This is a genomic window from Nonomuraea sp. NPDC050451 (assembly GCF_044458585.1).
This window is the reverse complement of the sequence record NZ_JBITHZ010000003.1, coordinates 237862-262073: the sequence shown is the minus strand read 5'-3', so window position 1 is coordinate 262073 and position 24212 is coordinate 237862. Positions and strand designations below refer to the sequence as shown.

The 24212-nt window shown below is 70.5% G+C and carries 24 protein-coding genes; 9 read left to right on the top strand and 15 right to left on the bottom strand.

Going from position 1 to position 24212, the window contains the following annotated elements:
- Positions 1 to 68 precede the first annotated feature (68 nt).
- Genes ACIBI9_RS12475 through ACIBI9_RS12460 form a run of 4 tightly spaced genes read left to right on the top strand, consistent with a single transcriptional unit; the run spans position 69 to position 4800 of the window.
- Positions 69 to 1061, top strand: coding sequence for an Lrp/AsnC family transcriptional regulator (locus tag ACIBI9_RS12475; protein WP_397222074.1), 993 nt, complete (start codon positions 69 to 71; stop codon positions 1059 to 1061).
- A complete protein-coding gene (locus ACIBI9_RS12470; RefSeq protein WP_397222073.1) occupies positions 1058 to 2362 on the top strand; it encodes a M20/M25/M40 family metallo-hydrolase in 1305 nt (434 codons plus the stop codon). The genes ACIBI9_RS12475 and ACIBI9_RS12470 overlap by 4 nt, the downstream gene beginning before the upstream one ends.
- A 3-nt stretch (positions 2363 to 2365) precedes the next feature.
- Entirely contained in the window at positions 2366 to 3169 is an 804-nt protein-coding gene (locus tag ACIBI9_RS12465; protein WP_397222072.1) for a purine-nucleoside phosphorylase, read from the top strand.
- A complete protein-coding gene (locus ACIBI9_RS12460) occupies positions 3166 to 4800 on the top strand; it encodes a phospho-sugar mutase (RefSeq protein WP_397222071.1) in 1635 nt (544 codons plus the stop codon). Before ACIBI9_RS12465 ends, ACIBI9_RS12460 begins: the two co-directional genes overlap by 4 nt.
- Before the next feature lie 2 nt (positions 4801 to 4802).
- On the opposite strand, the gene ACIBI9_RS12455 is transcribed toward ACIBI9_RS12460, so the two are convergent.
- From ACIBI9_RS12455 to ACIBI9_RS12440, 4 genes are all read right to left on the bottom strand, one after another.
- Positions 4803 to 5327, bottom strand: a complete 525-nt coding sequence (locus tag ACIBI9_RS12455; protein WP_397222070.1) for a DUF234 domain-containing protein — start codon at positions 5325 to 5327, stop codon at positions 4803 to 4805.
- Between the two features lie 155 nt (positions 5328 to 5482).
- Positions 5483 to 5968 (bottom strand): GyrI-like domain-containing protein, encoded by a 486-nt coding sequence (locus tag ACIBI9_RS12450; protein WP_397222069.1) that lies wholly within the window; start codon positions 5966 to 5968, stop codon positions 5483 to 5485.
- Positions 5969 to 5985: 17 nt separating this feature from the next.
- Complete coding sequence (locus tag ACIBI9_RS12445; RefSeq protein WP_397222067.1) at positions 5986 to 6900, bottom strand: sigma-70 family RNA polymerase sigma factor; 915 nt, start codon at positions 6898 to 6900, stop codon at positions 5986 to 5988.
- Positions 6900 to 7715: a MerR family transcriptional regulator gene (locus ACIBI9_RS12440; RefSeq protein WP_397222066.1), complete on the bottom strand. Its 816-nt coding sequence runs from the start codon at positions 7713 to 7715 to the stop codon at positions 6900 to 6902. The genes ACIBI9_RS12445 and ACIBI9_RS12440 overlap by 1 nt, the downstream gene beginning before the upstream one ends.
- Before the next feature lie 81 nt (positions 7716 to 7796).
- On the opposite strand from ACIBI9_RS12440, the gene ACIBI9_RS12435 reads away from it, so the two are divergent.
- The 3 genes from ACIBI9_RS12435 to ACIBI9_RS12425 are packed head-to-tail and all read left to right on the top strand — an operon-like array spanning position 7797 to position 10694.
- Positions 7797 to 8495 carry a TetR/AcrR family transcriptional regulator gene (locus tag ACIBI9_RS12435; RefSeq protein ID WP_397222065.1) on the top strand — a complete coding sequence of 233 codons (699 nt, stop codon included), beginning with the start codon at positions 7797 to 7799 and terminating at the stop codon, positions 8493 to 8495.
- Positions 8479 to 9912, top strand: a complete 1434-nt coding sequence (locus tag ACIBI9_RS12430) for an AMP-binding protein (RefSeq protein WP_397222063.1) — start codon at positions 8479 to 8481, stop codon at positions 9910 to 9912. Before ACIBI9_RS12435 ends, ACIBI9_RS12430 begins: the two co-directional genes overlap by 17 nt.
- A gap of 53 nt (positions 9913 to 9965) precedes the next feature.
- Positions 9966 to 10694, top strand: coding sequence for an enoyl-CoA hydratase/isomerase family protein (locus ACIBI9_RS12425; RefSeq protein WP_397222062.1), 729 nt, complete (start codon positions 9966 to 9968; stop codon positions 10692 to 10694).
- Here the strand turns inward: ACIBI9_RS12425 and ACIBI9_RS12420 are convergent.
- The 4 genes from ACIBI9_RS12420 to ACIBI9_RS12405 are packed head-to-tail and all read right to left on the bottom strand — an operon-like array spanning position 10684 to position 13316.
- On the bottom strand, positions 10684 to 11295 hold the full coding sequence (locus ACIBI9_RS12420; RefSeq protein ID WP_397222061.1) for a PH domain-containing protein: 612 nt from the start codon (positions 11293 to 11295) through the stop codon (positions 10684 to 10686). The two genes, ACIBI9_RS12425 and ACIBI9_RS12420, sit on opposite strands and share 11 nt — an antisense overlap.
- A complete protein-coding gene (locus ACIBI9_RS12415; RefSeq protein WP_387571245.1) occupies positions 11292 to 12365 on the bottom strand; it encodes an adenosine deaminase in 1074 nt (357 codons plus the stop codon). Before ACIBI9_RS12415 ends, ACIBI9_RS12420 begins: the two co-directional genes overlap by 4 nt.
- A 32-nt stretch (positions 12366 to 12397) precedes the next feature.
- Entirely contained in the window at positions 12398 to 12748 is a 351-nt protein-coding gene (locus ACIBI9_RS12410; protein WP_394493113.1) for a cupin domain-containing protein, read from the bottom strand.
- A 4-nt stretch (positions 12749 to 12752) separates the two neighbouring features.
- Complete coding sequence (locus ACIBI9_RS12405; protein WP_397222060.1) at positions 12753 to 13316, bottom strand: hypothetical protein; 564 nt, start codon at positions 13314 to 13316, stop codon at positions 12753 to 12755.
- Positions 13317 to 13405: 89 nt separating this feature from the next.
- Between ACIBI9_RS12405 and ACIBI9_RS12400 the strand changes: the two genes are divergently transcribed.
- Positions 13406 to 15049, top strand: a complete 1644-nt coding sequence (locus ACIBI9_RS12400; RefSeq protein WP_397222059.1) for a hypothetical protein — start codon at positions 13406 to 13408, stop codon at positions 15047 to 15049.
- Positions 15050 to 15094: 45 nt separating this feature from the next.
- Here the strand turns inward: ACIBI9_RS12400 and ACIBI9_RS12395 are convergent, their stop codons facing one another.
- Positions 15095 to 16453 (bottom strand): MFS transporter, encoded by a 1359-nt coding sequence (locus tag ACIBI9_RS12395; protein WP_397222058.1) that lies wholly within the window; start codon positions 16451 to 16453, stop codon positions 15095 to 15097.
- Between the two features lie 135 nt (positions 16454 to 16588).
- Between ACIBI9_RS12395 and ACIBI9_RS12390 the strand changes: the two genes are divergently transcribed.
- Positions 16589 to 16975 (top strand): MarR family winged helix-turn-helix transcriptional regulator, encoded by a 387-nt coding sequence (locus ACIBI9_RS12390; RefSeq protein WP_394493117.1) that lies wholly within the window; start codon positions 16589 to 16591, stop codon positions 16973 to 16975.
- Positions 16976 to 17235: 260 nt separating this feature from the next.
- Here the strand turns inward: ACIBI9_RS12390 and ACIBI9_RS12385 are convergent, their stop codons facing one another.
- From ACIBI9_RS12385 to ACIBI9_RS12360, 6 genes are all read right to left on the bottom strand, one after another.
- Positions 17236 to 18516 (bottom strand): thymidine phosphorylase, encoded by a 1281-nt coding sequence (locus ACIBI9_RS12385; protein ID WP_397222056.1) that lies wholly within the window; start codon positions 18514 to 18516, stop codon positions 17236 to 17238.
- Positions 18517 to 18915: a cytidine deaminase gene (locus tag ACIBI9_RS12380; RefSeq protein WP_397222055.1), complete on the bottom strand. Its 399-nt coding sequence runs from the start codon at positions 18913 to 18915 to the stop codon at positions 18517 to 18519.
- Positions 18912 to 20192 (bottom strand): ABC transporter permease, encoded by a 1281-nt coding sequence (locus tag ACIBI9_RS12375; protein ID WP_397222054.1) that lies wholly within the window; start codon positions 20190 to 20192, stop codon positions 18912 to 18914. Before ACIBI9_RS12375 ends, ACIBI9_RS12380 begins: the two co-directional genes overlap by 4 nt.
- Positions 20189 to 21331 carry an ABC transporter permease gene (locus ACIBI9_RS12370; RefSeq protein WP_397222053.1) on the bottom strand — a complete coding sequence of 381 codons (1143 nt, stop codon included), beginning with the start codon at positions 21329 to 21331 and terminating at the stop codon, positions 20189 to 20191. The genes ACIBI9_RS12375 and ACIBI9_RS12370 overlap by 4 nt, the downstream gene beginning before the upstream one ends.
- Positions 21331 to 22917, bottom strand: a complete 1587-nt coding sequence (locus ACIBI9_RS12365; RefSeq protein WP_397222052.1) for an ABC transporter ATP-binding protein — start codon at positions 22915 to 22917, stop codon at positions 21331 to 21333. The genes ACIBI9_RS12370 and ACIBI9_RS12365 overlap by 1 nt, the downstream gene beginning before the upstream one ends.
- A gap of 84 nt (positions 22918 to 23001) precedes the next feature.
- On the bottom strand, positions 23002 to 24072 hold the full coding sequence (locus ACIBI9_RS12360) for a BMP family protein (RefSeq protein ID WP_397222051.1): 1071 nt from the start codon (positions 24070 to 24072) through the stop codon (positions 23002 to 23004).
- Positions 24073 to 24212 lie beyond the last annotated feature (140 nt).

Sequence of the window (24212 nt, the reverse complement as noted above, 5' to 3'; positions counted from 1 at the left end):
AGTTGGACGACCGAAACAGTCAAATCTCTGGCCAGATATTTACAAACCCGACACAGAACAGGTTGCAGGTGGACGTTCTCGACCGGCGCCTCGTCGCCGCGCTCCAGGTCAGCCCGCGCGCCTCGTGGGGCGAGATCGGCCGGGTCGTCGGCGAGCACGAACGTACGGTCGCAAGGAGGCTCCAGCGCCTGATCTCCGAGGGGATCGTCCGGGTCACGGCCATTTACGATGACCTGCGCACCGGCCACGGGCGGCCCGTCCACCTGCACGTCCAGGTGCGCCCCGGCACGGCGGGCAAGGTGGCCGAGGCGCTGGCCGACCGGCCCGACACGCGCTCGGTCTACGCGCTGACCGGCGCCGCCGACATCGGCTGTGAGCTGGTCTCCCCGTCCCGCGAGGATCTGCACCACGTACTGTCCACGCAGATGTCCGAAATCTACGGCGTGCGGCAGACGCAGGCCCAGGTCGTGCTCCACACGTTCAGGACCGTGGCCGAGTGGCACGCGCCGTATCTCAGCGAGGAGGAGGTGCTCGAACTGCGGCCCGCACCCCCACCCGAGTGCCTGCCCGACGAGGAGGGCCTGTCGCCCCTGGAAGAGGAGATCGCCCGGCTGCTCGCCGCCGACGGCAGGATCGCCTTCACCACCGTCGCCGAGCGCCTCGACGTCTCCGTGCCGACCGCTCGCAGGCGGGTGACCTCGCTGATCGAGCGGCGGCTGCTGCTGCCGCGGGCCGAGGTGGAGCCCGCCCTGCTCGGGCTCGAGGTCGAGGCCATGCTGTGGTTGAAGGTCCGGCCGTACGGGCTGGACCTGGTCGGGCAGCGGCTGGCCGGACACCCGAGCGTGCGTTACTGCGCCGCCACCTCGGGCACCCATTCCCTCATCGTGCAGGTCGTGGCCGCGCACGAGGCCGACCTCTACCGCTTCATGACCGGCGTCGTCGGGCAGTACGACGAGATCACCGACAGCGACCTCACCCTGATCACCCGCGCCTACAAGCGCGGCCACCTCCACAAGTCCGGATTGCTCACGTTGGATCACCGTTGGGAGAAGACGCCATGACACCCGCCGAGAACGAAGTCGCCGACCTTTGCGCAGAGCTGATCCGCGTGGACAGCAGCAACTACGGGGACGGCACCGGCCCCGGCGAGCGGGCCGCGGCCGAGGTCGTCATGGCCAGGCTGGCCGAGGTCGGGATCGACTCGACGTACATCGAGAGCGAGCCCGGCCGCGGCAACGTGATCACCCGTGTCGAGGGCACCGACCCGTCGCTGCCCGCCCTGCTCGTGCACGGGCACCTCGACGTCGTGCCCGCCAACGCGGCCGACTGGTCCGTCGACCCCTTCGGCGGCGAGGTGCGCGACGGCTACATCTGGGGCCGCGGCGCCGTGGACATGAAGGACATGGACGCGATGATGCTGGCCGTCCTGCGCCAGCTCAAGCGCGACGGGCGCCGGCCGCGCCGCGACCTCGTGTTCGCGTGGGTGGCCGACGAGGAGGCCGGCGGCGTGTACGGCGCCAAGTACCTCACCGCCAACCATCCGGAGCTGTTCGAGGGCGTCACCGAGTCGATCAGCGAGGTCGGCGGCTACTCGCTGGAGGTGGACCCGTCCCTGCGGCTCTACCTGATCGAGACGGCCCAGAAGGGCCTGGCCTGGATGAAGCTCATCGCCGACGGCACGGCCGGGCACGGCTCGATGCTCAACTCCGACAACGCCGTCACCGAGGTCGCCAGGGCCGTGGCCAGGATCGGCGACCACGACTGGCCGCTCACGTACACGCCGACCGTGCGGCAGTTCCTCACCGAGGTCGCGGACGCGTTCGGGATCCCGTTCGACGAGGACGACCCGCAGCCGATCCTGGACAAGATCGGGCCGCTCGTCCGCTTCGTCGGCGCGACGCTGCGCAACACCGCCAACCCGACCCAGCTCGACGCCGGTTACAAGTCGAACGTCATCCCCGGCCAGGCCACGGCGGTGGTCGACGGGCGGTTCCTGCCCGGGTTCGAGGAGGACTTCTTCAAGACCATCGACTCGCTGCTCGGGCCGAGGATCCGGCGCGAGTTCGTGCACCACGACATCGCGCTGGAGACCACGTTCGACGGGGCTCTGGTCGAGTCGATGATCGCGGCGCTCAAGGCCGAGGACCCGGCGGCGCGGGCGATCCCGTACTGCATGTCGGGCGGCACCGACAACAAGACGTTCTTCGCGGACCTGGGGGTTCGCGGGTTCGGCTTCGTGCCGCTGCGGCTGCCCGCCGACATGGACTTCGCCTCGATGTTCCACGGCGTGGACGAGCGGGTGCCGGTGGACGCCCTGCAGTTCGGGGTGCGGGTCCTGGACAGGCTCCTCCTAAACTACTGAGTTGTGACCAACGACGCATACACCCTGGCAGATGAGGCCGCCGCGGCTCTCAAGAGCGCGACCGGCCTCGGCACCTTCGACGTGGCGCTCGTCATGGGGTCGGGGTGGGTGCCCGCCGCCGATGCCATCGGCGAGACGGTGAGCGAGGTCCCGTTCACCGGTTTGCCCGGTTTCCGCGCGCCCGCCGTGGCGGGGCACGGCGGCAAGATCCGTGTCGTGCGCACCCCTGCGGGGCGGCACGCGCTGGTGTTCCTCGGGCGCACGCACCTCTACGAAGGGCTCGGGGTGGACGCGGTCGTCCACGGAGTGCGTACGGCGGCCGCGGCCGGCGTACGCACGCTCGTGCTCACCAACGCCGCCGGCGGCCTGCGCCCCGAGACGCAGGACGTCGGCGACCCGGTCCTGATCAGCGACCACATCAACCTGACCGGGGCCAACCCGATCACCGGCACCACGTTCATCGACCTCACCGAGGTCTACTCGCGCCGCCTGCGCGAGCTGGTGCGCGAGGTCGACCCGAGCCTCTCCGAGGGGGTGTACGTGGCCTTCCGCGGGCCCACGTACGAGACGCCGGCCGAGATCCGCATGCTGCGCACGCTGGGCGGCGACATGGTGGGCATGTCCACCGTCCTGGAGGCCATCGCCGCCCGGGAGGCGGGCCTGGAGGTGCTCGGCGTCTCCCTGGTCACCAACCCCGGCGCGGGGCTGGCGGGCGAGCCGCTCAACCACGAGGAGGTCCTGGAGGTCGGCCGGGCCACGGCGGCCCGCATGGGCGTCCTGCTGGCCAAGCTGGTGGACCGGCTGTGAGCGCCGACCTGGTGGGTGCGGCCCGGGAGTGGCTGGCCCAGGACCCCGACCCGGAGACCCGCGACGAGCTCTCCCGGCTCCTGGACAGCGGCGACCTGGAGGCCCTGCGCGACCGGTTCGGGGTCAAGCTGGAGTTCGGCACGGCGGGCCTGCGGGGCGAGCTGGGCGCGGGCCCCAACCGGATGAACCGCGTCACCGTCATGCGCGCCGCCGCGGGCCTGGCCCAGGTCCTCGGGCCGGGCAAGCACGTGGTCATCGGCTACGACGCCCGCCACAAGTCCGACGTGTTCGCCCGTGACACGGCCGCCGTCCTGACGGGCGCCGGGCTGCACGCGTCCCTCCTGCCGGGTCCGCTGCCGACGCCCGTGCTGGCCTTCGCCGTACGCCACCTCGACGCGGACGCCGGGGTCACGGTCACCGCCAGCCACAACCCGCCGCGCGACAACGGCTACAAGGTCTACTGGGGCGACGGCTCCCAGATCGTGCCCCCGGTCGACAGCGAGATCTCGGCGGCCATCGACGCCGTCGGCCGGGTGGACCGGCTCCCGCTGAACGGTCCCGGCACTCTCACGGAGCTCGGCGAGGGCATCGTCGACGACTACCTCGCCGCCGTGACCTCCCTGCCCCTGGGCGAGGCCCGCGACCTGCGCGTGGCGTACACGCCCCTGCACGGCGTGGGCTCCGCCACGCTCACCGGCGCCTTCCTGGCCGCCGGCTTCGAGACCCCGGTGGCCGTCGAGGAGCAGCGCGACCCCGACCCCGACTTCCCCACGGTCTCCTTCCCCAACCCGGAGGAGCCCGGGGCGATGGACCTGGCCGTCGCCCTGGCCGCCAAGCTGGACGCCGACCTGGTCCTGGCCAACGACCCCGACGCCGACAGGTGCGCGGTGGGGGTCCCGCTGCCGGACGGGACGTGCCGCATGCTGACCGGCGACGAGGTCGGCGGCCTGCTGGCCGAGCACGTGATCACCCAGACCACCGGCGACCGCATGGTGGCCACCACCATCGTCTCCTCGACCTTGCTGAGCAAGATCGCCCGGGCACACGGGGTCCGCTACGGCGAGACCCTGACGGGCTTCAAGTGGATCATCAAGGCGGGTCCGGGGCTGGTCTTCGGCTACGAGGAGGCCATCGGCTACAGCGTCGGCTCAGACGCGGGCCTGCCGGTCCGGGACAAGGACGGGATCGGCGCGGCCCTCACGGTCGCGGCCGTCGCCGCGGCGGCCAAGCGCTCCGGCCGTACGCTGCTGGACCTCCTGGACGACCAGGCCCGCCGCTACGGCCTGCACGCGACGTCGCAGCTCTCCTTCCGGGTGTCCGACCTGTCGCTGATCGCCGACGCCATGACCCGCCTGCGCGCCCACCCTCCGGCCGCGCTGGGCGGCCGGGCGGTGACGCGTACGGACGACCTGTCGAAGGGCGACGGCGGCCTGCCGCCCACGGACGGGCTGCGATACCTGCTGTCGGGGGACGGCCGCGTGATCGTCCGCCCGTCGGGCACGGAGCCCAAGCTGAAGTGCTACCTGGAGGTCGTGGTGCCGGTGACGGGGGAGGTCGCGCAGGCCCGTGCGCAGGCCGCCCGCGACCTCGCCGCCCTGAAGGCCGACCTGGCCGACTGCCTGGCCCTCTGACCCTACCGCCAGACCGCGAGGAGCTCCTCGGGGGTGATGTGCCTGACCCCCTCCACGTCGCACCCGCTGCGTGAGACCACGTAGAGCGGCGTGGAGGTGTCGGCTCCCGGCATCTGGGAGCGGTGGACGATGAGCTCCCCGAGATCGTGGCGATCGAAGGGCCGCGTCTCGAGCCACTTCACGGAGCCGACCATCGTGATCTTTTTGGCGACCGGCTCCTGGTCGGCGCCGACCAAGTCGATCTCAGGGTTGTTGGTCCTGGTCCAATAGCCGCCGACGGCTCCGGTCTCCTCGGGCAAGCCGTCCATCCGCCGGAGGGACTCGCGAATGACGGGCTCCATCGCGGCGCCACGCCAGGCCGTCCAGGAACGCTCGACACGGCGCAGCACGAGGTCGCCGCGGCCACGGTCGATCTCCGGCATGCCCGGTTCGATGAAGGAGAGCCAGAATCGCAGGTGGGTGTCCGCGACGTGGTAACGGCGGTCCTTGGAGGGACGCACGGACAACGGCACTTCGGCCGTGACCATGCGCTTTTCCATGAGAATCTGCAGGCCACGCTGCATCGCCGCCACGCACCCGTTGCGCTTCGTCGGGTGTGGGGGCTTGCCCCCACCGGGCGCTGTCTGAAGCCTCCGATGCGCGAGGCGCGCCCAGGCGAAGGCGATGCTTTGCGCCCCGAAGGTCAGGCCAGGCGGAACTGGAGGTCGGTGTCCCAGTTGTTCAGGTCGGGCTCGACCAACGGGTTGGTCTTGTAGAACTCCAGGCGGCAGCCCCAGTGCTCCGTCCCGTCCTTTTCGGTCATGTCCCAGGTCAGACCCTGTTCCTCGGCCCATTTCAGCAGCCCGGAGACGACGCCCATCAGCTGGTCCGGGTGGCCGTGGTGGGAGGTGGTGACGTAGCGGCCCGCGGGCAGGACGTCGGCGAAGATCTCGCCCTCGCCCGCCACCGGCGCCGGAACGGGCACTCCCGCCTGCACCACCAGCCGGTCCTCCGGCATGTTGATGCTGTCGTACCTGAAGAACGGGGCGTCGGCCGGGGACACCCCGCGCTCGGCGAGCCAGCCGATGAGCTCACCGATGCGGTCCCCGACCAGGCCGAAGCTGGTCATGGTGATGGTCTTGCGGATCCCGATGTAGGGGCGCTCGGGAAATTCGACGATCTGTGGCATGTCGTGTTCCTCCTTCTTCACCCTTCAGTACGGAGCGCGGGGTCGAAACTCATCGGCAGGTCGAAGAAAGGGAACAGGCCGGGGTCCAGGTACGTGGTCGTGCCCGCTATGCGACCGCCCGCGACGTCCAGGATGACCAGGGCGAAGGCCCGGCCGTCCACGTACTGCCCGAAGGCCGGGGAGCCGTTGGCGCGCGTGGGCAGGAGGCGGGCGCCGGCGCACGGTGCTCCGGAGGCGAGCAGGACCGCCCGGATGTGCTCGCGCCCGCGCAACCACCACGTGAACGGCGGCATCGACATCGTCGCGTCCTCGGCCAGGAGCGACACCAGGGCGTCCACGTCGTACCGCTCGAAGGCCTCGACGTAGCGGGCGAGCAGTTTCTCGTCCTCCACCTGAGGGTCGGCGGGCTCCACGGCGGGGAGGTTGGCGCGCGCCCGCTGCAAGGTGCTGTTGACGGACGTGACCGTGGTGGACAGGAGGGTGGCGGTCTCGGCGGCGGTCCACTTCAGGACGTCGCGGAGGATGAGCACTGCCCGCTGCCGGGGCGGGAGCTGCTGCAGGACCGCCACGAAGGCCAGCCGGACGGTCTCCCTCGCGACCGCCAGTTCCTCGGGGCTGAGCCGGCTGTCCGGGATGGGGTGGATCCAGCGCTCGGGAGGGAGCGGCGCGCCGAGGTCGGCGCCCGGAGCCGCGGCCGGGGTCAGGTCCATGGCGCGGGCGCGGCGCTGCGGGCCTCGCAGCATGTCGAGGCAGATGTTCGTGGCCAGGTGGAAGAGCCACGCGCGCAGCGGCCCACGCGCGGAGTCGTACGTACGCCACGCTCTGACGAACGTCTCCTGCACCGCGTCCTCAGCCTCGAACCCCGAGCCGAGCATGCGGTAGCAGTAGCCCGTCAGCTCGGCCCGATGCCGTTCGAACTCCGTCGTGTCCACTATGCCGGCGTCACCTCGATCTGGAGCTCGGTGACCCATTCGTCGAGGTTCTCCGGGCAGTGCAGAGAGATCTCCCTGGCCAGGCCCAGGGAGCGATAGCCGTGCTCCTCGATCCAGTGGGCCAGCGTCTGGAACGTCGGCCCCACCGCCTCCATCGGCCCCTCGTGGATGATCGTGGCCGCGGTCTCGATGGGAGGCAGGTCGACGATCTCGAAGTCGTAGGAGCCGGGCGGGGCGGAAACCGGCAGGCACGTGTGCACCATGACGGAGCCGTCGTCGTCCGGCACGTAATAGGCCAGGCCGGGGGCCACGACACTCACCCCGGCGGCCTCCACCCGGCGGCAGATCTCCTGGAACAGCGGCTTGATGACCGGACCGATGTCCTCCCCCTCGTAGCTGGCCGCCCTGGCGCTGAGCTCGGCGACCCGGACCGGGTCCACCCTCTTGAGCACGACCTCGGCTGTCCTCATGTACCCCTCCGTCTCGATGGTGTGCAATCGCGCCTCGACACCTCGGAGCCTGGCCAGATCGGCGCTGATCTGGGCTTCGAGCTGGGCGCGGCGCAGCCGTACCATGCCGTGCAGTTCCTCTGTGCTCACCTTCTCGTCGAGGATGGCGCTGACCTGCTCCAGCGTGAAGCCGAGGTCCTTGATCGCGACGATGCGGTTGAGCCGGGACAGCTGCGCGGCCTGGTAGGACCGGTAGCCGGTGGCGGGGTCCACGTGCGCGGGGCGCAGCAGGCCGATGGCGTCGTAGTGACGCAGCATGCGTACCGAGACGAGCCCGAGCCTGGCGAAATCTCCGATGCTGAACATGACGGCTCCAGGTGTAGGGCCTGACACGGTGTCAGGGTCAACCTATGGCGATTTCGGGAGGCATGGGGTATTTTTCCTGCCATGGGCGACCGAACGTTCGGTAGGACAGAGGATGCCAACCAGCGGATCAGGACGGCGGCGGTGCTGCTGTTCGCCCGGCAGGGCTACGCGGCCACGAGCATTCGCGACCTGGCCAAAGCGGTCAGCATGACCAATGCCGGGATATATCACCACGTGACGAGCAAGGAGTCCCTGCTCGCCGACCTCATGCGCGTCGCCCAGCAAGGGCTGATCGACGCCGCGGAACGCATGCTGGAGAACGTCCGGAGCCCCACCGACCGCCTCGCCCTGCTGATCAGCTCCCTCACCTCCGTCCACGCGCTCAGCCCCATGACCAGCCGCGTCATGGACGGCGAGCTGCGCTCCCTCACCCCCGGCTCCGCCGCCCACGAAGAGATCATCGCCCTGCGCGACGCGTACGAGGCCCACTGGAAGGACGCCCTCGCGGACGGCGTCGCCCAGGGCGTGTTCCGCGTCGCCGACCAGAAGCTGACCCGTCTCGCCCTGATGTCCATGTGCACCGGCACCAGCGAGTGGTACCGCCCCGACGGGGACTCCACGCTGGAGCAGGTGTGCGCCGAGTTCGTCACGATCGGCCTGGCCGCCGTCCGCGCGCCCGCCCCGGCCGAGGCCACCCTCGACCTCTCCCTGCTGCCCGACTTCCCGTGGGAGCCGCCGGATGCACGCAACGATCCCCGACCTGATGAGGCACGCCGCTAGCACGTACGGGACGCGCGAGTTCCTCCGCTTCCCCGACACCTCGCTCACCTTCGCCGACGCCGACGCCCGGTCGGACGGCCTGGCCGCCGCACTGATCGACAAGGGCGTCCGCCCGGGCGACCGGGTGGCGATCATGATGGACAACCTCCCCGACTGGCCGCTGAGCTGGCTGGCCGTGCTCAAGGCGGGCGCGGTCACCGTGCCGGTGAACGTCCGCTACCGCGCCGCCGACCTGGAGCACGTCCTGCGCGACTCGGGCGCCGTGGCCACCCTGACCACCGAGCAACACGCCCCGCACATCCCGGGTACGGTCTACGTCCTCGACGCGGAGCCCCATGGCAGGCGCCCGGCCTTGACCCACGAAATCGCGAATTTTCAGTACACGTCGGGGACCACCGGCTTCCCCAAGGCCTGCATGCTCACCCACGACTACTGGCTCAGGACCGCCCGGCTGATCGCCGACCAGGCCCGCCTGCGCGACGACGACGTCATGCTGATCGCCCAGCCGTACTCGTACATGGACCCCCAGTGGGCCACCCTCTTCTGCCTCGTCGGAGGCATCCCCCTCGTCGTGCTCCCCCGCTTCTCCGCCTCCGGCTTCTGGGCCTCGGTCAGGGAACACGGGGCGACGCTCACGTACGTACTGGGCTCGATGCCCCTTCTCCTGCACAAGCAACCGCCCCACCCCCACGACCGCGACAACCGGATGCGCCTCGTGCTCTGCTCGGGCATCCGGCCGGACCTGCACCGGGCGTTCGAGGAGCGCTGGGGCGCGCCGTGGCGCGAGCTGTACGGCTCCACGGAGAGCGGGCCCGACCTGGGCGTGCCCATCGACGCCGTGGAGACGGTCGGCACCGGCGCCATGGGGCTCGCCTACCCGGGCAAGGAGGTCACGCTGGACGAGGAGACCGGCGAGATCCTGGTCAGAGGCACGCCCATGATGAACGGCTACTGGAACCACCCGGAGGCCACCGCCCACGCGTTCAGGGGCGGCTGGTACCACACGGGCGACCTCGGCTTCCGCGACGAGCACGGATACATCCACCATTCCGGGCGATTGAAGGACATGGTGCGCAGGGGCGGCGAGAACATCTCGTGCGCCGAGGTGGAGGGCGTGCTCACCCAGCACCCCGCGGTCCTCCAGGCCGCCCTGGTGCCCATCCCCGACGACCTGTTCGGCGAGCTGCCGAAGGCGTTCATCCAGCTCCGGCCGGGGCACGCCCCCGACGCCGAGACGGCCGGGAGCATCATCGGCCACGCCAGGGAGCGGCTGGCCCGCTTCAAGATCCCGGAGTACGTGGAGTTCGTGGCGGAGTTCACGCTCACCCCGTCGTCCCGCATCGAGAAGCGCCACCTCCTCTCCCCCGAACGAGACCAGCGCGCAGCCCCCGCCGTGTTCACGGGCCTCACTCCGTGAGGCCGGCTCGGTCGCCCGGGAGCCGCCGCCTTCCCTCGCATCAAGGAGAAAGCATGATCGAAGTGACCGAACGCGACGAGGTGGCCGTCATCACGCTCGCGCGCCCGGAGAAGCTCAACGCCCTCACCGCGGGCATGCGCCGCGACCTGGCGGCCGCGATCCGCGCGTGCGGCAAGGACGGCAGGGGCGTCGTGGTCACCGGCACCGGACGGGCGTTCTCGGCCGGTGAGGACATCAACGAGGCCGCCGGAAAGTCGCTGGTCGAGGAGGTGGAGCTCTTCCACGACATGACCAGGGCGGTGCTGGAGACGCGGGTCCCGGTCGTGGCGGCGGTCAACGGCCTGGCCGTGGGCGGGGCCGCCGAATGGACGCTGTGCTTCGACACCCGCCTCGGCACCCCGGCGACCGAGTACTTCCTGCCGGAGAACCACATCGGCCTGTCCATCTCGAACGCCTCCAGCTACCTGCTCCCCCGCCTGGTGGGCGCCAGGGCGCTGAAGCTGGTGCTCGACTCGACCCGGATGACCGCCGAGCAGGCCCTGGCCACGGGCCTGCTGGACGAGATCGTCCCGGCGGAGCGGCTGCTGGAGGCGGCGATCGAACGCGTACGCCACTGGACGCGGCCGGGCACGGCCACGGCGGTCCACCTGGCGCTCCTGCGGCCATCCCCGGACGAGGTCGAGCGCGCCTTCGCGAGGGAGACGGAGGCCGCCAGGCAGGTGGAGGAGTCGGGCATCGCCCAGGAGGGCATGTCCCGCTTCGTCAACCGGGCTAGGCGATGACGATCGCCACCACCAGCAGGACCACGGCCGCCACCAGCACCGCGATGGAGTCGTAGGACCACGTGACCCGGGCCGGCGCCGCCTCTTCCTGGCGGCGCCTGGCCGACTCGGCGCGGTCGCGGATCTGGTCGCCCACCCAGTCGGCGTGCGTCTTGCCCGCGAACGCCTCCGCGGCCGCCTGCTCGGCCTTCGACAGCGTGGGCTCGGTGCTGAAGCGCCCCCGCTGCTGCCTGGGCGCTCCGCGCCGCTGCGCCCTGGCCCGCTCCCGGGCGCTGCTCATCGGCGTCCACAGCCGCAGCACCTGCTCGTCACCGTACTCGACGTTGATCGAGTGGGACACCGTCACGCTTTCGACCGAGGCCCACGGCAGGAACGTCGTGCGCAGCGGGTTGCGCCCGATCAGCCCCGCCTCCGTGAACACGGTGGCGGGGCGCATCGCGATCACGTAGACCAGCGCGGTCAGCGCGCCGAGCACGGCCAGCGCCACCAACGACGACTTGCCGGTGTAGTGGGCGATCAGGTCCCAGACGTTGAACGCGACGAAGGCCAGCCACACCCAGGCGAGCACGAACGCGGTCTTGGACCGGTAGGTCTGTTTCACGGCTGCCACTTGAGCTGCGCGAACCCCGGCTTGATCACACCGTTGATCAGCGCCAGCCGCTCGTCGAACGGCAGGAACGCCGACTTCATCGCGTTGACCGTGAACCACTGCAGGTCGTCCCAGCCGTAGCCGAACGCCTCCACCAGCTTGGCGAACTCCTGCGACACGCTCGTCGAGCTCATCAGCCGGTTGTCGGTGTTGACGGTGACCCTGAAGTGCAGCCGCCGCAGCAGCCCGATGGGGTGCTGGGCGATCGACGGGGCGGCGCCGGTCTGCAGGTTGGAGGTGGGGCACATCTCCAGCGGGATGCGCTTGTCACGCACGTACGCGGCCAGCCGTCCCAGCTTGGCGGAGCCGTCCTCGGCCACGGAGATGTCGTCGATGATCCGTACGCCGTGGCCGAGCCGGTCGGCGCCGCACCACTGGATCGCCTGCCAGATCGACGGCAGCCCGAACGCCTCGCCCGCGTGGATGGTGAAGTGGGCGTTCTCCCGCTGGAGGTATTCGAACGCGTCGAGATGCCGCGTGGGCGGGTAGCCCGCCTCGGCCCCCGCGATGTCGAACCCCACCACGCCCACGTCGCGGTAGCGCACGGCCAGCTCGGCGATCTCCATGGACCGCGCCTGGTGCCGCATGGCCGTCAGAAGCGTGCCGACCCGGATGCCGCGCCCCTCCGAGCCCTGCCTGAACCCTTCGAGCACCGCCTCGACCACCTGGTCGAGGCTCAGCCCGCGCGTGGTGTGCTGCTCGGGCGCGTAGCGCACCTCGGCGTAGACCACGCCGTCGTCCGCGAGGTCCTGAGCGCACTCGGCGGCCACGCGGACGAGCGACTCGCGCGTCTGCATGACCCCCACGGTGTGGGCGAACGTCTCCAGGTAGCGCTCGAGCGAGCCGGAGTCGGCCGCCTCCTCGAACCAGTGGCGCAGGCGGTCGGGATCGTCAGTGGGCAGCCGATCGTAGCCGGTCTCCCTGGCCAGCTCGACGATCGTCTCGGCGCGGAGCCCGCCGTCGAGGTGATCGTGCAGCAGCACCTTGGGAGCCCGCCGGATCTCGTCAAGCGTGGGACTCATCTGGCCATGATAGGGCGTCCTTCGCGTTCGGTTCAGTCGCGCCCTGCGCTCTCCGCGGAGAAGGCCGGCAGGCACACCGCGATGTACTCGGCGCCCTCGGGACCTGCGCTGTAACGGACCTTCTCCCCCGGCGACGTCACCACCGACTGCCCGGCCGCGACCTCCGTCGTTCCCTCGGCGTGCTCCACCATCACCAGGCCGCGCAGCACCACCGTGTACTCGGTGAACTGCGGCCGCTGAGGCGGCTCCTCCCAGCCGGGCGGGGCGGTCATGTGCGCTATGGAGATCCCGTCGTCGCCGCTGCTGACGCGGCCGATGTGCTCGTCGATGAGCTTGCCGCCGGGTACGGGTATGCGGGCCGGGCCCTCGATCTTTCTCACCACGACGTCAGTGTGCCACGTCGATGATCAGGCGGCTGGGACCGCCCTGCTCCTTGACCTGGAACGCGGCCTTCCTGGCCAGCACCAGGCCGATGCCGACGCGGCCCTCGAAGTCGCCGGTCCTGACGACGTCGGTGAGGTTGAGCAGGCCGGTGGCGAAGACGGGGCCGCCGTTCCAGGTGGGCTTGCCGTTCGCGTCGTGGGCGTTCGCCGGGAAGAGCGTGACCTGCAGGTACGCGCCGCCGCTCACATCCATCGGCTTGCCCGAGCCGTCCTCGACGAATTCGTCCACCCACTGGACGCTGTAGCCGGGGACCTTGCCCTTGAGGTCGATGACGAGGCGGTCGTACGTGTCATGGCCGGCGAACCGGACGGCCGTGACGATGGCGGGCTCGATCCCGTCGCGCTGGACGTCCACCTCGGCCGTGCTCGTCGGCGTGTCGGGCGCCGGCCGGTCCGTCCGGGTGGCGGACGGCTGCTCCGGCAGGGCGGTCTGGGTGACCTGGCCGCAGGCGGTGAGCAGGGCCAGGCAGGCGAGCGGAGCGAGAACGCGGGAGCCAGACGGGCGCATATCTCCAAGATGCCCGGCCTGCGGTCGGGCATGCGGCCGGGCTTCCCGCCCTGCCGAGTACCCTGATCACCCCACGAGGAGTTATATACGTGAAAAAGTCTGGCGATTTATCGATCTTTCTGGCCAACTACTCGCCGTCGTTCGCGCGGACCGCGTACCTGCTGACGGGTGACGCGGACCGGGCCCGCGAGCTGGCGGTCGAGGCGCTGGTCACGGCGTGCCTCCGCTGGTCCACCATCCGCTCGGGCCAGCCGGCCGTGGCGGTCCTGCGGGAGCTGTACGCGCACTTCCTGGCCGCCACGCCGCCGCCCTCACCCGAAGAGCACGCGCTGGCCACGCTGACGCCCACGTCACGAGCCGTGCTCGTGGCGCGCTATCACGACGCGCTGCCGCCGGAGCAGGTGGCCATGGTGACGGGCCTGTGGACCGCCGCCCTGGACGAGGAGGCGCACCAGGCCCTCGCCCGCCTCCGGGACGCGCATCCCGAGCTCTTCACCCGCGACGAAACAACCCCGGAGCCGGGTGATGACGCGCAGGAGACGCCGTGGGCCGCCCCCGAGCCGGATGACGAAGCCGAGGCGGCTCCGGCCCAGGGATCGGACATCGACGAGCCCGGCCTGCGTGCCGCCCTGGTCCAGATCGCGGCCGGCATGCCGCACGCCGACCTCTCCGAGCCCGTCCTGGCCCGCATCGGCAGGCGGCGCAGGCTCCGCGTCACCCTGTGGGCGGCCGCGTCGGCGGGGGCCGTCGGCGCGTTCGCGGCCCTGGTCGTGATCGCGGCGAGCACCCTGGCGGGCAACCTGGAGAGGGCGGCCGGTGACAGCAGCACCGCCCTCACGCCATCGGACGAGGTCCCCATGGCGATGCCGGACAAGCTGAGCGACCCCATCCGGTACGCGTACACGGACTACTGCGAGGGCGTCTCCTCCGACCCCGGTAACCCGCAACCCTGCGGCCAGTGGCGGCTGACGACCCTGACGGGCAAGGAATGGCGGCTGCACACCGCGCGGGCCGGCTACGACGAGGAGACGCTCCTCTCCCTGCCCCTCGCCATCAGCCAGGACGGCCATCGCCTGGCCTACCGGCACCTCGACGGCTCGTACGTCGTGCACGACCTGCCGACGGGCGTCGTCAAGAAGATCGACATCGAGCACGAGGAGACGCTCCCGCACCTCACGTCCTCGCCCGACGGCCGGTACTTCGCCCTTGACTTCGGCGCCGCCGACGGCGCGGTGCTCGACTTCGACACCGGCGTGACCCGGCACGTCAGCGGCACCAAGATCAAGATTCTGGCCGTGGGGAACGACGGCACGCGGGTGGTCAGCGACGAGGTGGACGTGAACGACGTACCGGGCCACGCGTCGGTCGCCACCCTCACGGTCCAGGGCGCGAAGGGCCGCACACGCGGCTACCGCGTCGACCCCGGCCTCCTCGGGTACGGCGCCGCGCTCTCCCCGGACGGCCGCACGCTGGCCCTGGTGTCGGCGGACGAGCGGCTCGTCACCATGAACGCCCGCACCGGCCGCGTCTCCCGCTCCCGCGCGGCGCTCGACGACTACGGGGTGATCGCGGTCGAGCGCTGGCTCAGCGCCGACGAGGTCCTCGTACGCCAGCCGGACGAGGACGACGAGGACGCCTACCTGACCAGGGTCGACGTCCGGTCGGGAAAGAGCGCGGACTACGGGGACGAGGAGGAGGTCGGCTACGACTTCCCGCTCGGCGCGCTGGAATGACGAGAAGGGCCCCGCCTGGACGGGGCCCTTCTGTGACAACGCTGGTCAGACGGTCTCGTAGACCTTGGCGCTCTCGCTCTCGACGGCCTCGGCCTTGCGGGCGCGCAGCCCGGTCGCCGAGATCGCCAGCCCGACCAGGGCCAGCACCAGCGAGACCACGATCGCCGAGCGCAGCGAGCCGATCGAGAGCGTCTCACCGCCGCCCGAGGTGAGCACGGCGGTGACCACGGCCAGCACGATCGCGCCGCCCACCTGGCCGGAGGTGTTGAGCAGCCCGGAGGCCAGCCCCTGCTCGTCGTCGTCCACGCCGGTGGTGGCCTGGATGTTCAGCGAGGGGAACGACAGCGCGAACGCGATGCCCATCAGGAGCATGCCCGGGATCACCATGCCGCCCAGGCTGGGGGTGCGGTCGATGCCGAGGAACATCGCGTACCCGCCGGCCAGCGCGGCGGAGCCGATGACGATCAGCTTGCCGGTGCCGAACCTGTCGGCGAAGTCGCCCATCTTGGTCGAGGTGAGCGCGACCAGCAGGCCGGCGGGCAGGAACGCCAGGGCGGTGCCCAGGGCCGACCAGCCGAGGAGGTTCTGGAAGTACTGCATCGCCACGAACTGGAAGGCCACGTACGAGCCCATGAGGATGAGCAGCCCCAGGTTGGCGCGGACGATGTGGCCGGAGCGCAGGATGCCGAGGCGCACCAGCGGGTGCCGCATCCGCAGCTCGGCGAAGACGAACAGGCCGAGCAGCACGGCCACCGCCACCAGCGAGCCGATGGTCTGCAGCGAGGTCCAGCCGGCCTCGGGCGCCTGCACGACCGTGAACACCAGCAGCAGCATGGACGCGGTGATCAGCACGGCGCCGATCAGGTCGTGGCCGCCTTCGGCCCGCTCGTCACGGCCGCGCAGCACCTTCGGCGCCACCAGCAGGGCGAGGATCGCCACGGGGACCGGCATCAGCAGCGTCCAGCGCCAGCCGATCTCGGTGAGCAGGCCGGACAGCACGAGGCCGAGCGAGTAGCCGCTGGCGCCGCAGGCGGTGAAGATGCTCAACGCCTTGTTGCGCTCGGGCCCCTCCGGAAAAGTCGTCGTGATGATCGACAAGGCCGCGGGGGCGGTGAACGCGGCGGCCACACCCTTGACGAACCGGGCCGCGATCAGCAGCCCGCCGTCGTCCACAATGCCACCGAGCAACGACGCAACGGCGAAGACACCCAAAGCGACCAGGAACACCCTGCGCCGCCCGAGCAGGTCGGCGGTCCTGCCCCCGAGCAACAGAAGACCGCCGTAGCCGAGCACGTAGCCGCTGACCACCCACTGCAGAGATGAGGTACTCAGGCCCAGATCATGCTGAATGGCAGGCAGGGCGACACCGACCATCGAGACGTCAAGGGCGTCAAGGAAGATCACTGCGCAGAGCACGGCAAGCGCGCCCCAACGGGATGAGGAAGAGGACATGGGACAGAACGATACATGCGGATGCATCTAATGCAAACGCATTTAATGCCGTTGCATAAGTTTTAGCGAAGTGGTAACCTCCGCGACATGGACGAGGAGTTCGTGGTCGACACCTGGCATTACGTCCTGGCCAAGCACGCCAAGGCCATGTGCGCCCTGGAGCGCGAGCTGGGGGATCGGCATGGGCTGGGGCCCAGCGAGTTCGAGGTGCTCGACCGGATCGTCCATCATGATCGGAAGCTGCGCATCCAGGAGCTCTGCGACGAGGTCCACCTGAGCCAGAGCGCCCTGTCCCGGGTGGTGGCCCGCCTGGAGAAGGCCGCGCTCGTGTCGCGCGGGGTCTGCGACGCGGACCGGCGGGGCGTGTTCGTGTGCATCACGGACGAGGGCCGCGCCCGCCACGCCGAGGCCCTCCCGACGCAGCGCGCCGTCCTCTCGGAGATCTTCGCCGACGCCCCCGCTCTCGCCCGCTGACCGTGGCCGGCGTCCTTTCGGAGGGCAGGTACGGCACGCCGTAAGCGCCTATCGCAGCACCCCTATGCCCTTTCCCCGAAGAACCCAGGCCCCGACGTCGGCATGGCCCCGCTGTGGCGCGGCGCGCCCCCGCAGCGTCCCTTCCCGAAGGACCCCAGCCCGCGGCGGCGGCGCGGCCCGTTGCGGCGGGACGAGCCCACCGACCGTGGCAGGTGTCCTTTTGGGTGAGAGGGTGCGAGGCGGCCCCGTCGGCGGAGGTGTCAGGAGGCGGTGATGCGGTCGATGACCAGGGGCAGGTGTTCCTCGCTCGCCGAGCCCACCGCGTAGCCGCCCTCCAGCGCCTCCAGCGCGCGCTCGAACCGAGCCGTCTCGTCCGCGTGCAGCGTCATCAGCGGCTGCCCCGCCCGCACCAGGTCCCCAGGCTTGGCGTGCAGGGTGATCCCCGCCCCGAACGACACCGGGTCCTCCTTGCGTGCCCGTCCGGCGCCCAGGCGCCAGGCGGCCAGGCCGACCGCGTACGCGTCCAGCCGGTTCAGCACCCCGGACGAGGGCGCCTCCACGGTCAGGGTCTCCGCCGCCCGGGGAAGGAGGGCGTCCGGATCGCCGCCCTGCGCCACGATCATCCGCCGCCACGCGTCCATGGCCGACCCGTCGGCGAGGGCCTTCGCGGGGTCCTTGCCGGACGACACCCCGGCCGCCTCCAGCATCTCGCGCGCCAGCCGTACCGTCAGCTCGACCACGTCCGCGGGCCCGCCGCCGGCGAGCACCTCGACCGACTCCGCGACCTCCAGCGCGTTCCCCACCGCCAGGCCCAGCGGCCGGTCCATCGCGGTCAGCAGCGCCACCGTGCGCACTCCGGCGTCCGTCCCCAGGGCGACCATGGTCTCGGCCAGTTCGCGAGCCGCCGAAGGGGTCTTCATGAACGCCCCGGAGCCCACCTTCACGTCGAGGACGAGCGAGCCGGTGCCCTCGGCGATCTTCTTGGACATGATCGACGAGGCGATCAGCGGGATCGACTCGACGGTGCCGGTGACGTCGCGCAGCGCGTACAGCTTCTTGTCGGCAGGTGCCAGCCCCGACCCGGCCGCGCACACGACCGCGCCCGCCGAGCGCAGGACCTGCAGCATCTCGTCGTTGGAGAGCGAGGCCCGCCAGCCGGGGATCGACTCGAGCTTGTCGAGCGTGCCGCCGGTGTGCCCGAGCCCGCGGCCCGACAGCTGCGGCACGTACGCCCCGCACGCCGCCACCAGGGGAGCCAGCGGCAGCGTGATCTTGTCGCCGACGCCGCCGGTCGAGTGCTTGTCGGCGGTGGGCCGGTCGAGCGCGGACCAGTCCATGCGCTCGCCCGAGCGGATCATGGCCTGGGTCCAGTCGGCGATCTCGCGGCGGTCCATGCCGTTCAGGAGGATGGCCATGGCCAGCGCGGACATCTGCTCGTCGGCCACGCCGCCGCGCGTGTAGGAGTCGATCACCCAGTCGATCTGGGCCGTGGTCAGCTCGCCGCCGTCACGCTTGGCGCGGATGACCTCGATCGCGTCCATTCAGGCGCTCCGGCTGAGGTCCTGGGGACCGAACGCGTACGGCAGGATCTCCGCCATCCGCTTCGGCCCGTCCACGGTCTCGACCAGCAGGTCCTCGCCGCCGAACTCGTACAGCAGCTGACGGCAGCGCCCGCACGGCATCAGCAGCTCACCGTGCCCGTCCACGCAGGTGAAGGCCACCAGCCGGCCGCCGCCCGACGCCTGCAGCGCCGACACCAGGCCGCACTCGGCGCACAGGCCCAGGCCGTAGGAGGCGTTCTCGACGTTGCAGCCCGTGACGACCCGCCCGTCGTCGACCAGCGCCGCCGCCCCCACGGGGAACTTCGAGTACGGCGCGTACGCGTTCCGCATGGCCTCCGCGGCCTCGAAACGCAGGCCGTCCCAGTCGATGGTGCTCAATGTTGTTCCCCCCGGCGGTAGCGCACGCCGTCGGCCTTGGGCATTCGCAGCCGCTGCGAAGCCACCAGGAGCACGAGCAGCGTGAGCACGTGTGGTGTCATGTAGACGAACTCGTTCGGCAGCTGGTCGACGGTCAGCCAGAGCCAGAAGAGCACGACCATGCCCGCGGCGGCGACCGCCATCAGCGTATATTCCCTGACGCCCGTGGCCGCGAGCTCGGCGGGCCGGCCGGGCGACAACATCCGGCGGACCCTCATGATCAGGTAGATGAGCAGCAGCACGGCGGCGAACAGGAAGAAGGACGTGATGGCCCCGGTGCTGCGCAGCTGGAGCCCGCTGGCGTAACCGAACAGCGAGGAGCCGATGGCGAGCCCGCCCGGACGCCAGTTACCGAAGATCATGGCGGCCAGGCCGATGAAGCCCCGCCCTTGCGTCTGGCCCTCGACGTACTTGTTGGAGACGAAGACCAGGAACACGCCGCCGAGCCCGGCGAACGCGCCGGACATGACGACCGCGAGGTACTTGATCCGGTAGACGTTCACGCCCAGCGACTCGGCCGCCCACGGGTTCTCGCCCGCCGAGCGCAGGCGCAGCCCGAACGCGGTGTGCCAGAGCACGAAGAACGTCGCGGGCAGCAGCAGGACCGCCAGGACGACCAGCACGTTCACGTCGTGCGTGAGCCCGCGCAGGATGCCCGCCAGGTCCGAGAGGAGGAACCAGTGAGTCGCTTCCAGCTTGCCCAGGAGGTCCGGCCCGTCGGAGAGCAGTGGCAGGCTGACCGACGGCGCCGGCGAGGTGATCGCGGGCGAGCCGGTGAAGCCCGCGCCCGCGTCCGCCGCGGCGGTGCCGTCCTTGTAGAACACCTCGGACAGGAAGCGGGTGACGCCGGGGCCGAGCAGGTTGATCGCGACGCCGCTGACGATGTGGTCGACGCCGAACGTCACGGTCGCGACGGCGTGGAGGAGACCGCCGAGCGCGCCGCCGAGCAGCCCGGCCAGCAGCGCGGCCCAGGCGCCCCACTGGTATCCGGCCCAGCCGGCGAACCAGGTGCCGAGCACCATCATGCCTTCGAGGCCGATGTTGACCACGCCGGCCCGCTCGGCCCACAGGCCGCCGAGACCGGCCAGGCCGATCGGCACCGCGAGCAGCAGGGCGGCGGCGAACGTGCCGGACGAGGTGATGTCGTTCTGGCCGGACGCGACGCGTACCAGGGACATCAGCAGGATGAGCGCGGCGACTCCGACGAGCGCCAGGTGGTACTTGCTTAGCCTGGTCATGCTGCCACCTCAACCGGGGTCTTGCTGCTGAGCTGCTGGGCGGCCCGGCGCTCCTCGAGTCTGAGCGCGAGCCGGTTCGTCACCTCGTTGGCCACGACGACCAGCAGGACGGTGACGCCCTGGATGATCGTGATGACGGACGGCGGGACGTTCGCGATCTGCAGCGGGCCCTGCGCCCGGTCGAGGAAGGCGAACAGCAGCGCGGCGACCGCGATGCCGACGGGCTTGTTCCTGCCGAGCAGCGCCACCGCGATGCCTAGGAAGCCCAGGCCGGGGGTGAAGTTGGAGTTGAACGCGCCCTTGTCGCCGAGGATCTCCGGGAGGCCGATGAGCCCGGCGATCGCGCCGGACAGCACCATCGCCGCGATGACCATCGTCTTGGGGTTCACGCCGGAGGCGAGCGCGGCCGGGCCGTTGAGGCCGCTGGCCTTGACGTTGAAGCCGAACCTGGTCCGCTCCAGCACCACCCAGATCACCACGCCGAGCACGATCGCCACGATCAGGAAGCCCCACAGGCCGCCACCGCGCGTGGGCGGGAGCAGGCCGAACCCTTCGAACAGGAAGTTCAGGTTGGGGAACATGGCCGACTCGGGCAGTTGCGGGGTGGTCGTGGTGAGCTGGCCCGCGGCGCGCTGGCCCGCGAAGGGTCCGCGTACGAGGTAGGCGGCCAGGTTGATCGCGACGTAGTTCAGCATGATCGTGGCGATGACCTCGTTCACGCCCCTGGTCACCTTCATGACCGCGGGGATCAGCGCGTAGAGGCCGCCGACGGCCGCGGCGACCACGATGATCACCGCGATCTGGATCGGGGCGGGCGCCTCGAACGTCGAGCCCACGAACGCGGCGACGATGGCCGCGAGCCGGTACTGGCCCTCCACGCCGATGTTGAAGAGGTTCATGCGGAAGCCGACGGCCACCGCGAGACCGGCGATGAACAGGGGCACGGCCCGGTTGAGGAAGGCCGCGATGCCGTTGGAGACGGCCCGCGGGGTCGCGCCGAAGTCGAAGAAGGCGGCGAACGCGTCGAGCGGGCTGGCACCCGCCGCGATGATCGCCACGCTGGAGATCGCGATCGCGAGGACGATGGCGACGACGGCGCCCGCCACGGTGAGCAGCGCCCGGTTGAGCCCGGCGGGCATCACGTCTCCTCAGTGCCGGCGATGGCGCCGGTCATGTAGCCGCCCAGCCGCTCGGGCGTGATGTCGGAAGGGTCGAGAGCGGCCACGAGCCGTCCGCGGTAGATCACCCGGAGCGTGTCGGACAGGCCGATCAGCTCGTCGAGGTCGGCGGAGATGAGCAGCACGGCCAGCCCGGCGGCCCTGGCGTTGCGCAGGTGGTCCCAGATGGCGGCCTGCGCGCCGACGTCAACCCCTCTGGTGGGGTGGGCGGCGATGAGGAACCTCGGCTCGCCGCTCATCTCGCGGCCCACGATCAGCTTCTGCTGGTTGCCGCCCGACAGGGCCAGGGCCAGCGTGTCGACGCTGGGCGTGCGTACGTCGTAGTCCTTGACGATGCGCTGGGTGTCGGCCTTCGAGGCCCGCCGGTTGATCCAGATGCCACTGCGCGCGGGCCGCCTGGTCTGGTGGCCGAGCACGCGGTTCTCCCACAGCGAGGCCTCCAGCAGCAGGCCCTGCCGGTGCCGGTCCTCCGGGATGTAGCCGATGCCGGACTCTCTGCGCTTGAGCGTCGACCATTGGCTGATGTCCTGGCCGCCCAGCTCGATGCTGCCGTGCGCGGGCCGGATGCCCATGATCGCCTCGATCAGCTCGGACTGGCCGTTGCCCTCGACGCCGGCGATGCCGAGAATCTCGCCCCGGTGGATGTCGAACGACACATCGTCAAGGAGCAGCCGCTTGCCTTCTTCGCGCAGCTTGGCGAGGTCGGCGGAGGCGTGGTAGCCGTCGGCCTCCATGGTGACCTGGGCGACCCGCAGCGTCACGACGTCGGTCACCGTGGACTCGCGGGTCTCGGGCGTGGGCAGCTCGCTGCCGACCATCAGCTCGGCGAGCTGGCGTGCGGTGACGTCACCCGGGTTCACGCTCGCGACCGTGGTGCCGCGCCGGATCACGGTGATCGCGTCGGCGATGCCGAGCACCTCGTCGAGCTTGTGGGAGATGAAGATGACGGTCAGGCCGTCGGCCTTGAGCTCGCGCAGGTTCTGGAAGAGCTCCTCGACCTCCTGCGGCACGAGCACGGCCGTCGGCTCGTCGAGGATGAGGATGCGCGCGCCCCGGTAGAGGACCTTGAGGATCTCGACGCGCTGGCGGTCGCCGACGCCGAGGTCCTCCACGAGCTTGTCGGGGTCGACCCGCAGGCCGTGGCTCTCGGCCAGCTCGGTGATGCGCCTGCGCGCGGAGGCCGTGTCGAGCATGCCGGTCTTCTTCGGCTCGGCGCCGAGGATGACGTTCTCCAGCACGGTGAGATTGTCGGCCAGCATGAAGTGCTGGTGGACCATGCCGATGCCGACGTCGATGGCGTCGCTCGGTGTACGGAAACTGACCTCGGCGCCGTTGATCCTGATGGTGCCCTCGTCCGGCTTCTGCATGCCGTACAGGATCTTCATCAGCGTTGACTTGCCCGCGCCGTTCTCCCCGACGATGGCGTGCACCGTCCCTGGTTCGACGGTGATGCGGATGTCATGGTTCGCGACGACACCGGGGAAACGCTTGGTGATGCCCTCCAGCTCTACAGCGGGTTTCGCCGTGGCCAGGGTGTCAGCACTCATTTCGCCTCTCCTAGCGGGGGGCGGGGGATAGACAGAAGGCCCGAAGTGGGGACTCCGGGCCCTCAGCTGTCACTCCTACCCCGATTACGGCTTCGACGGAACCGTGATTTTGCCGTCGACGATGTCCTTCTTGGCCGCGTCGAGCTTGTCCTTGATGTCGTCGATCTCGCCGCCGGTGGTGGACAGGCCCACGCCGTCGACCTTGAGGTCGTACGTGACGTTGGTGCCGCCCTTGGCACCGCCCTGGAAGGCCTTGATGAACTCGAACACGCCGACGTCGACGCGCTTGAGCATCGAGGTCATGATGACGCTCTGCAGGTCGGTCTCCTTGACCGTCTGGCGCTGGTCGGAGTCGACGCCGATGGCCTTCTTCTTGGCCGCGGCCGCCGCCTGGAACACGCCCAGGCCCGAGTCGCCGGAGGCGTGGTAGACGATGTCGGCGCCGTCCTGGTACATCTTCTCGGCCGCGACCTTGCCCTTGTCGGGGGCCTTGAAGCCGGTGAAGTCACCGTCGGGGGTGAGGTACTTGATATCGATCTTGGCGTCCGGCTTGACCGACTTCACGCCGGCCACGAAGCCCGCCTCGAACTTCTTGATCAGGTCGTTCTCGACGCCGCCGACGAAGCCCACGTGGTTGGACTTGGACTTGGTGGCCGCCGCGACGCCCGCCAGGTAGGAGCCCTGCTCCTCGGCGAACAGCAGGCCGGTCACGTTGGGCCCGTTGGAGGCGGAGTCGACCACCGCGAACTGGATGTCGGGGTACTCGGCCGCCGTCTTCTTGATGTCGTCGCCGTACGCGAAGCCGACGCCGATGATCGGGTTGTAACCCGCGTCGGCGAGCTGGCGCAGCAGGTCACCGCGGTTGGAGCCGTCGGCCGCCGGGCTCAGCTCCTTGATGTCCGCCTGGAGGTCCGTCTTGGCCTTCTCCAGACCGGCGTAGGCCGCGTCGTTGAAGGACTTGTCACCCCGGCCGCCGACGTCGAACGCCAGACCCACCTTGAGCGCGCCCTTCGCCGCCTCACTGCTCGCGCCGGCGCTGCTCGGCGCCTCGCTGGCCGTGGTGCCCCCGCCACCGCCGCCACAGGCGGCAACTGCCATGAGCATGACCCCGGCTACCGAGCCGATCGCCATCCTGTTGAATCGCTTGCCGAGCAAGGCGACTCCCTTCCCTTTCCCCGTCGTCTTCGCCGCTGTCGATACTTCATCGCACGCGCGAAGCACGTACGGCACCTGCACGGAAGATAGTTGCTTGACCAGGGCGAACCAAACCAGCACACAGGGTCGCAACCGCTCCG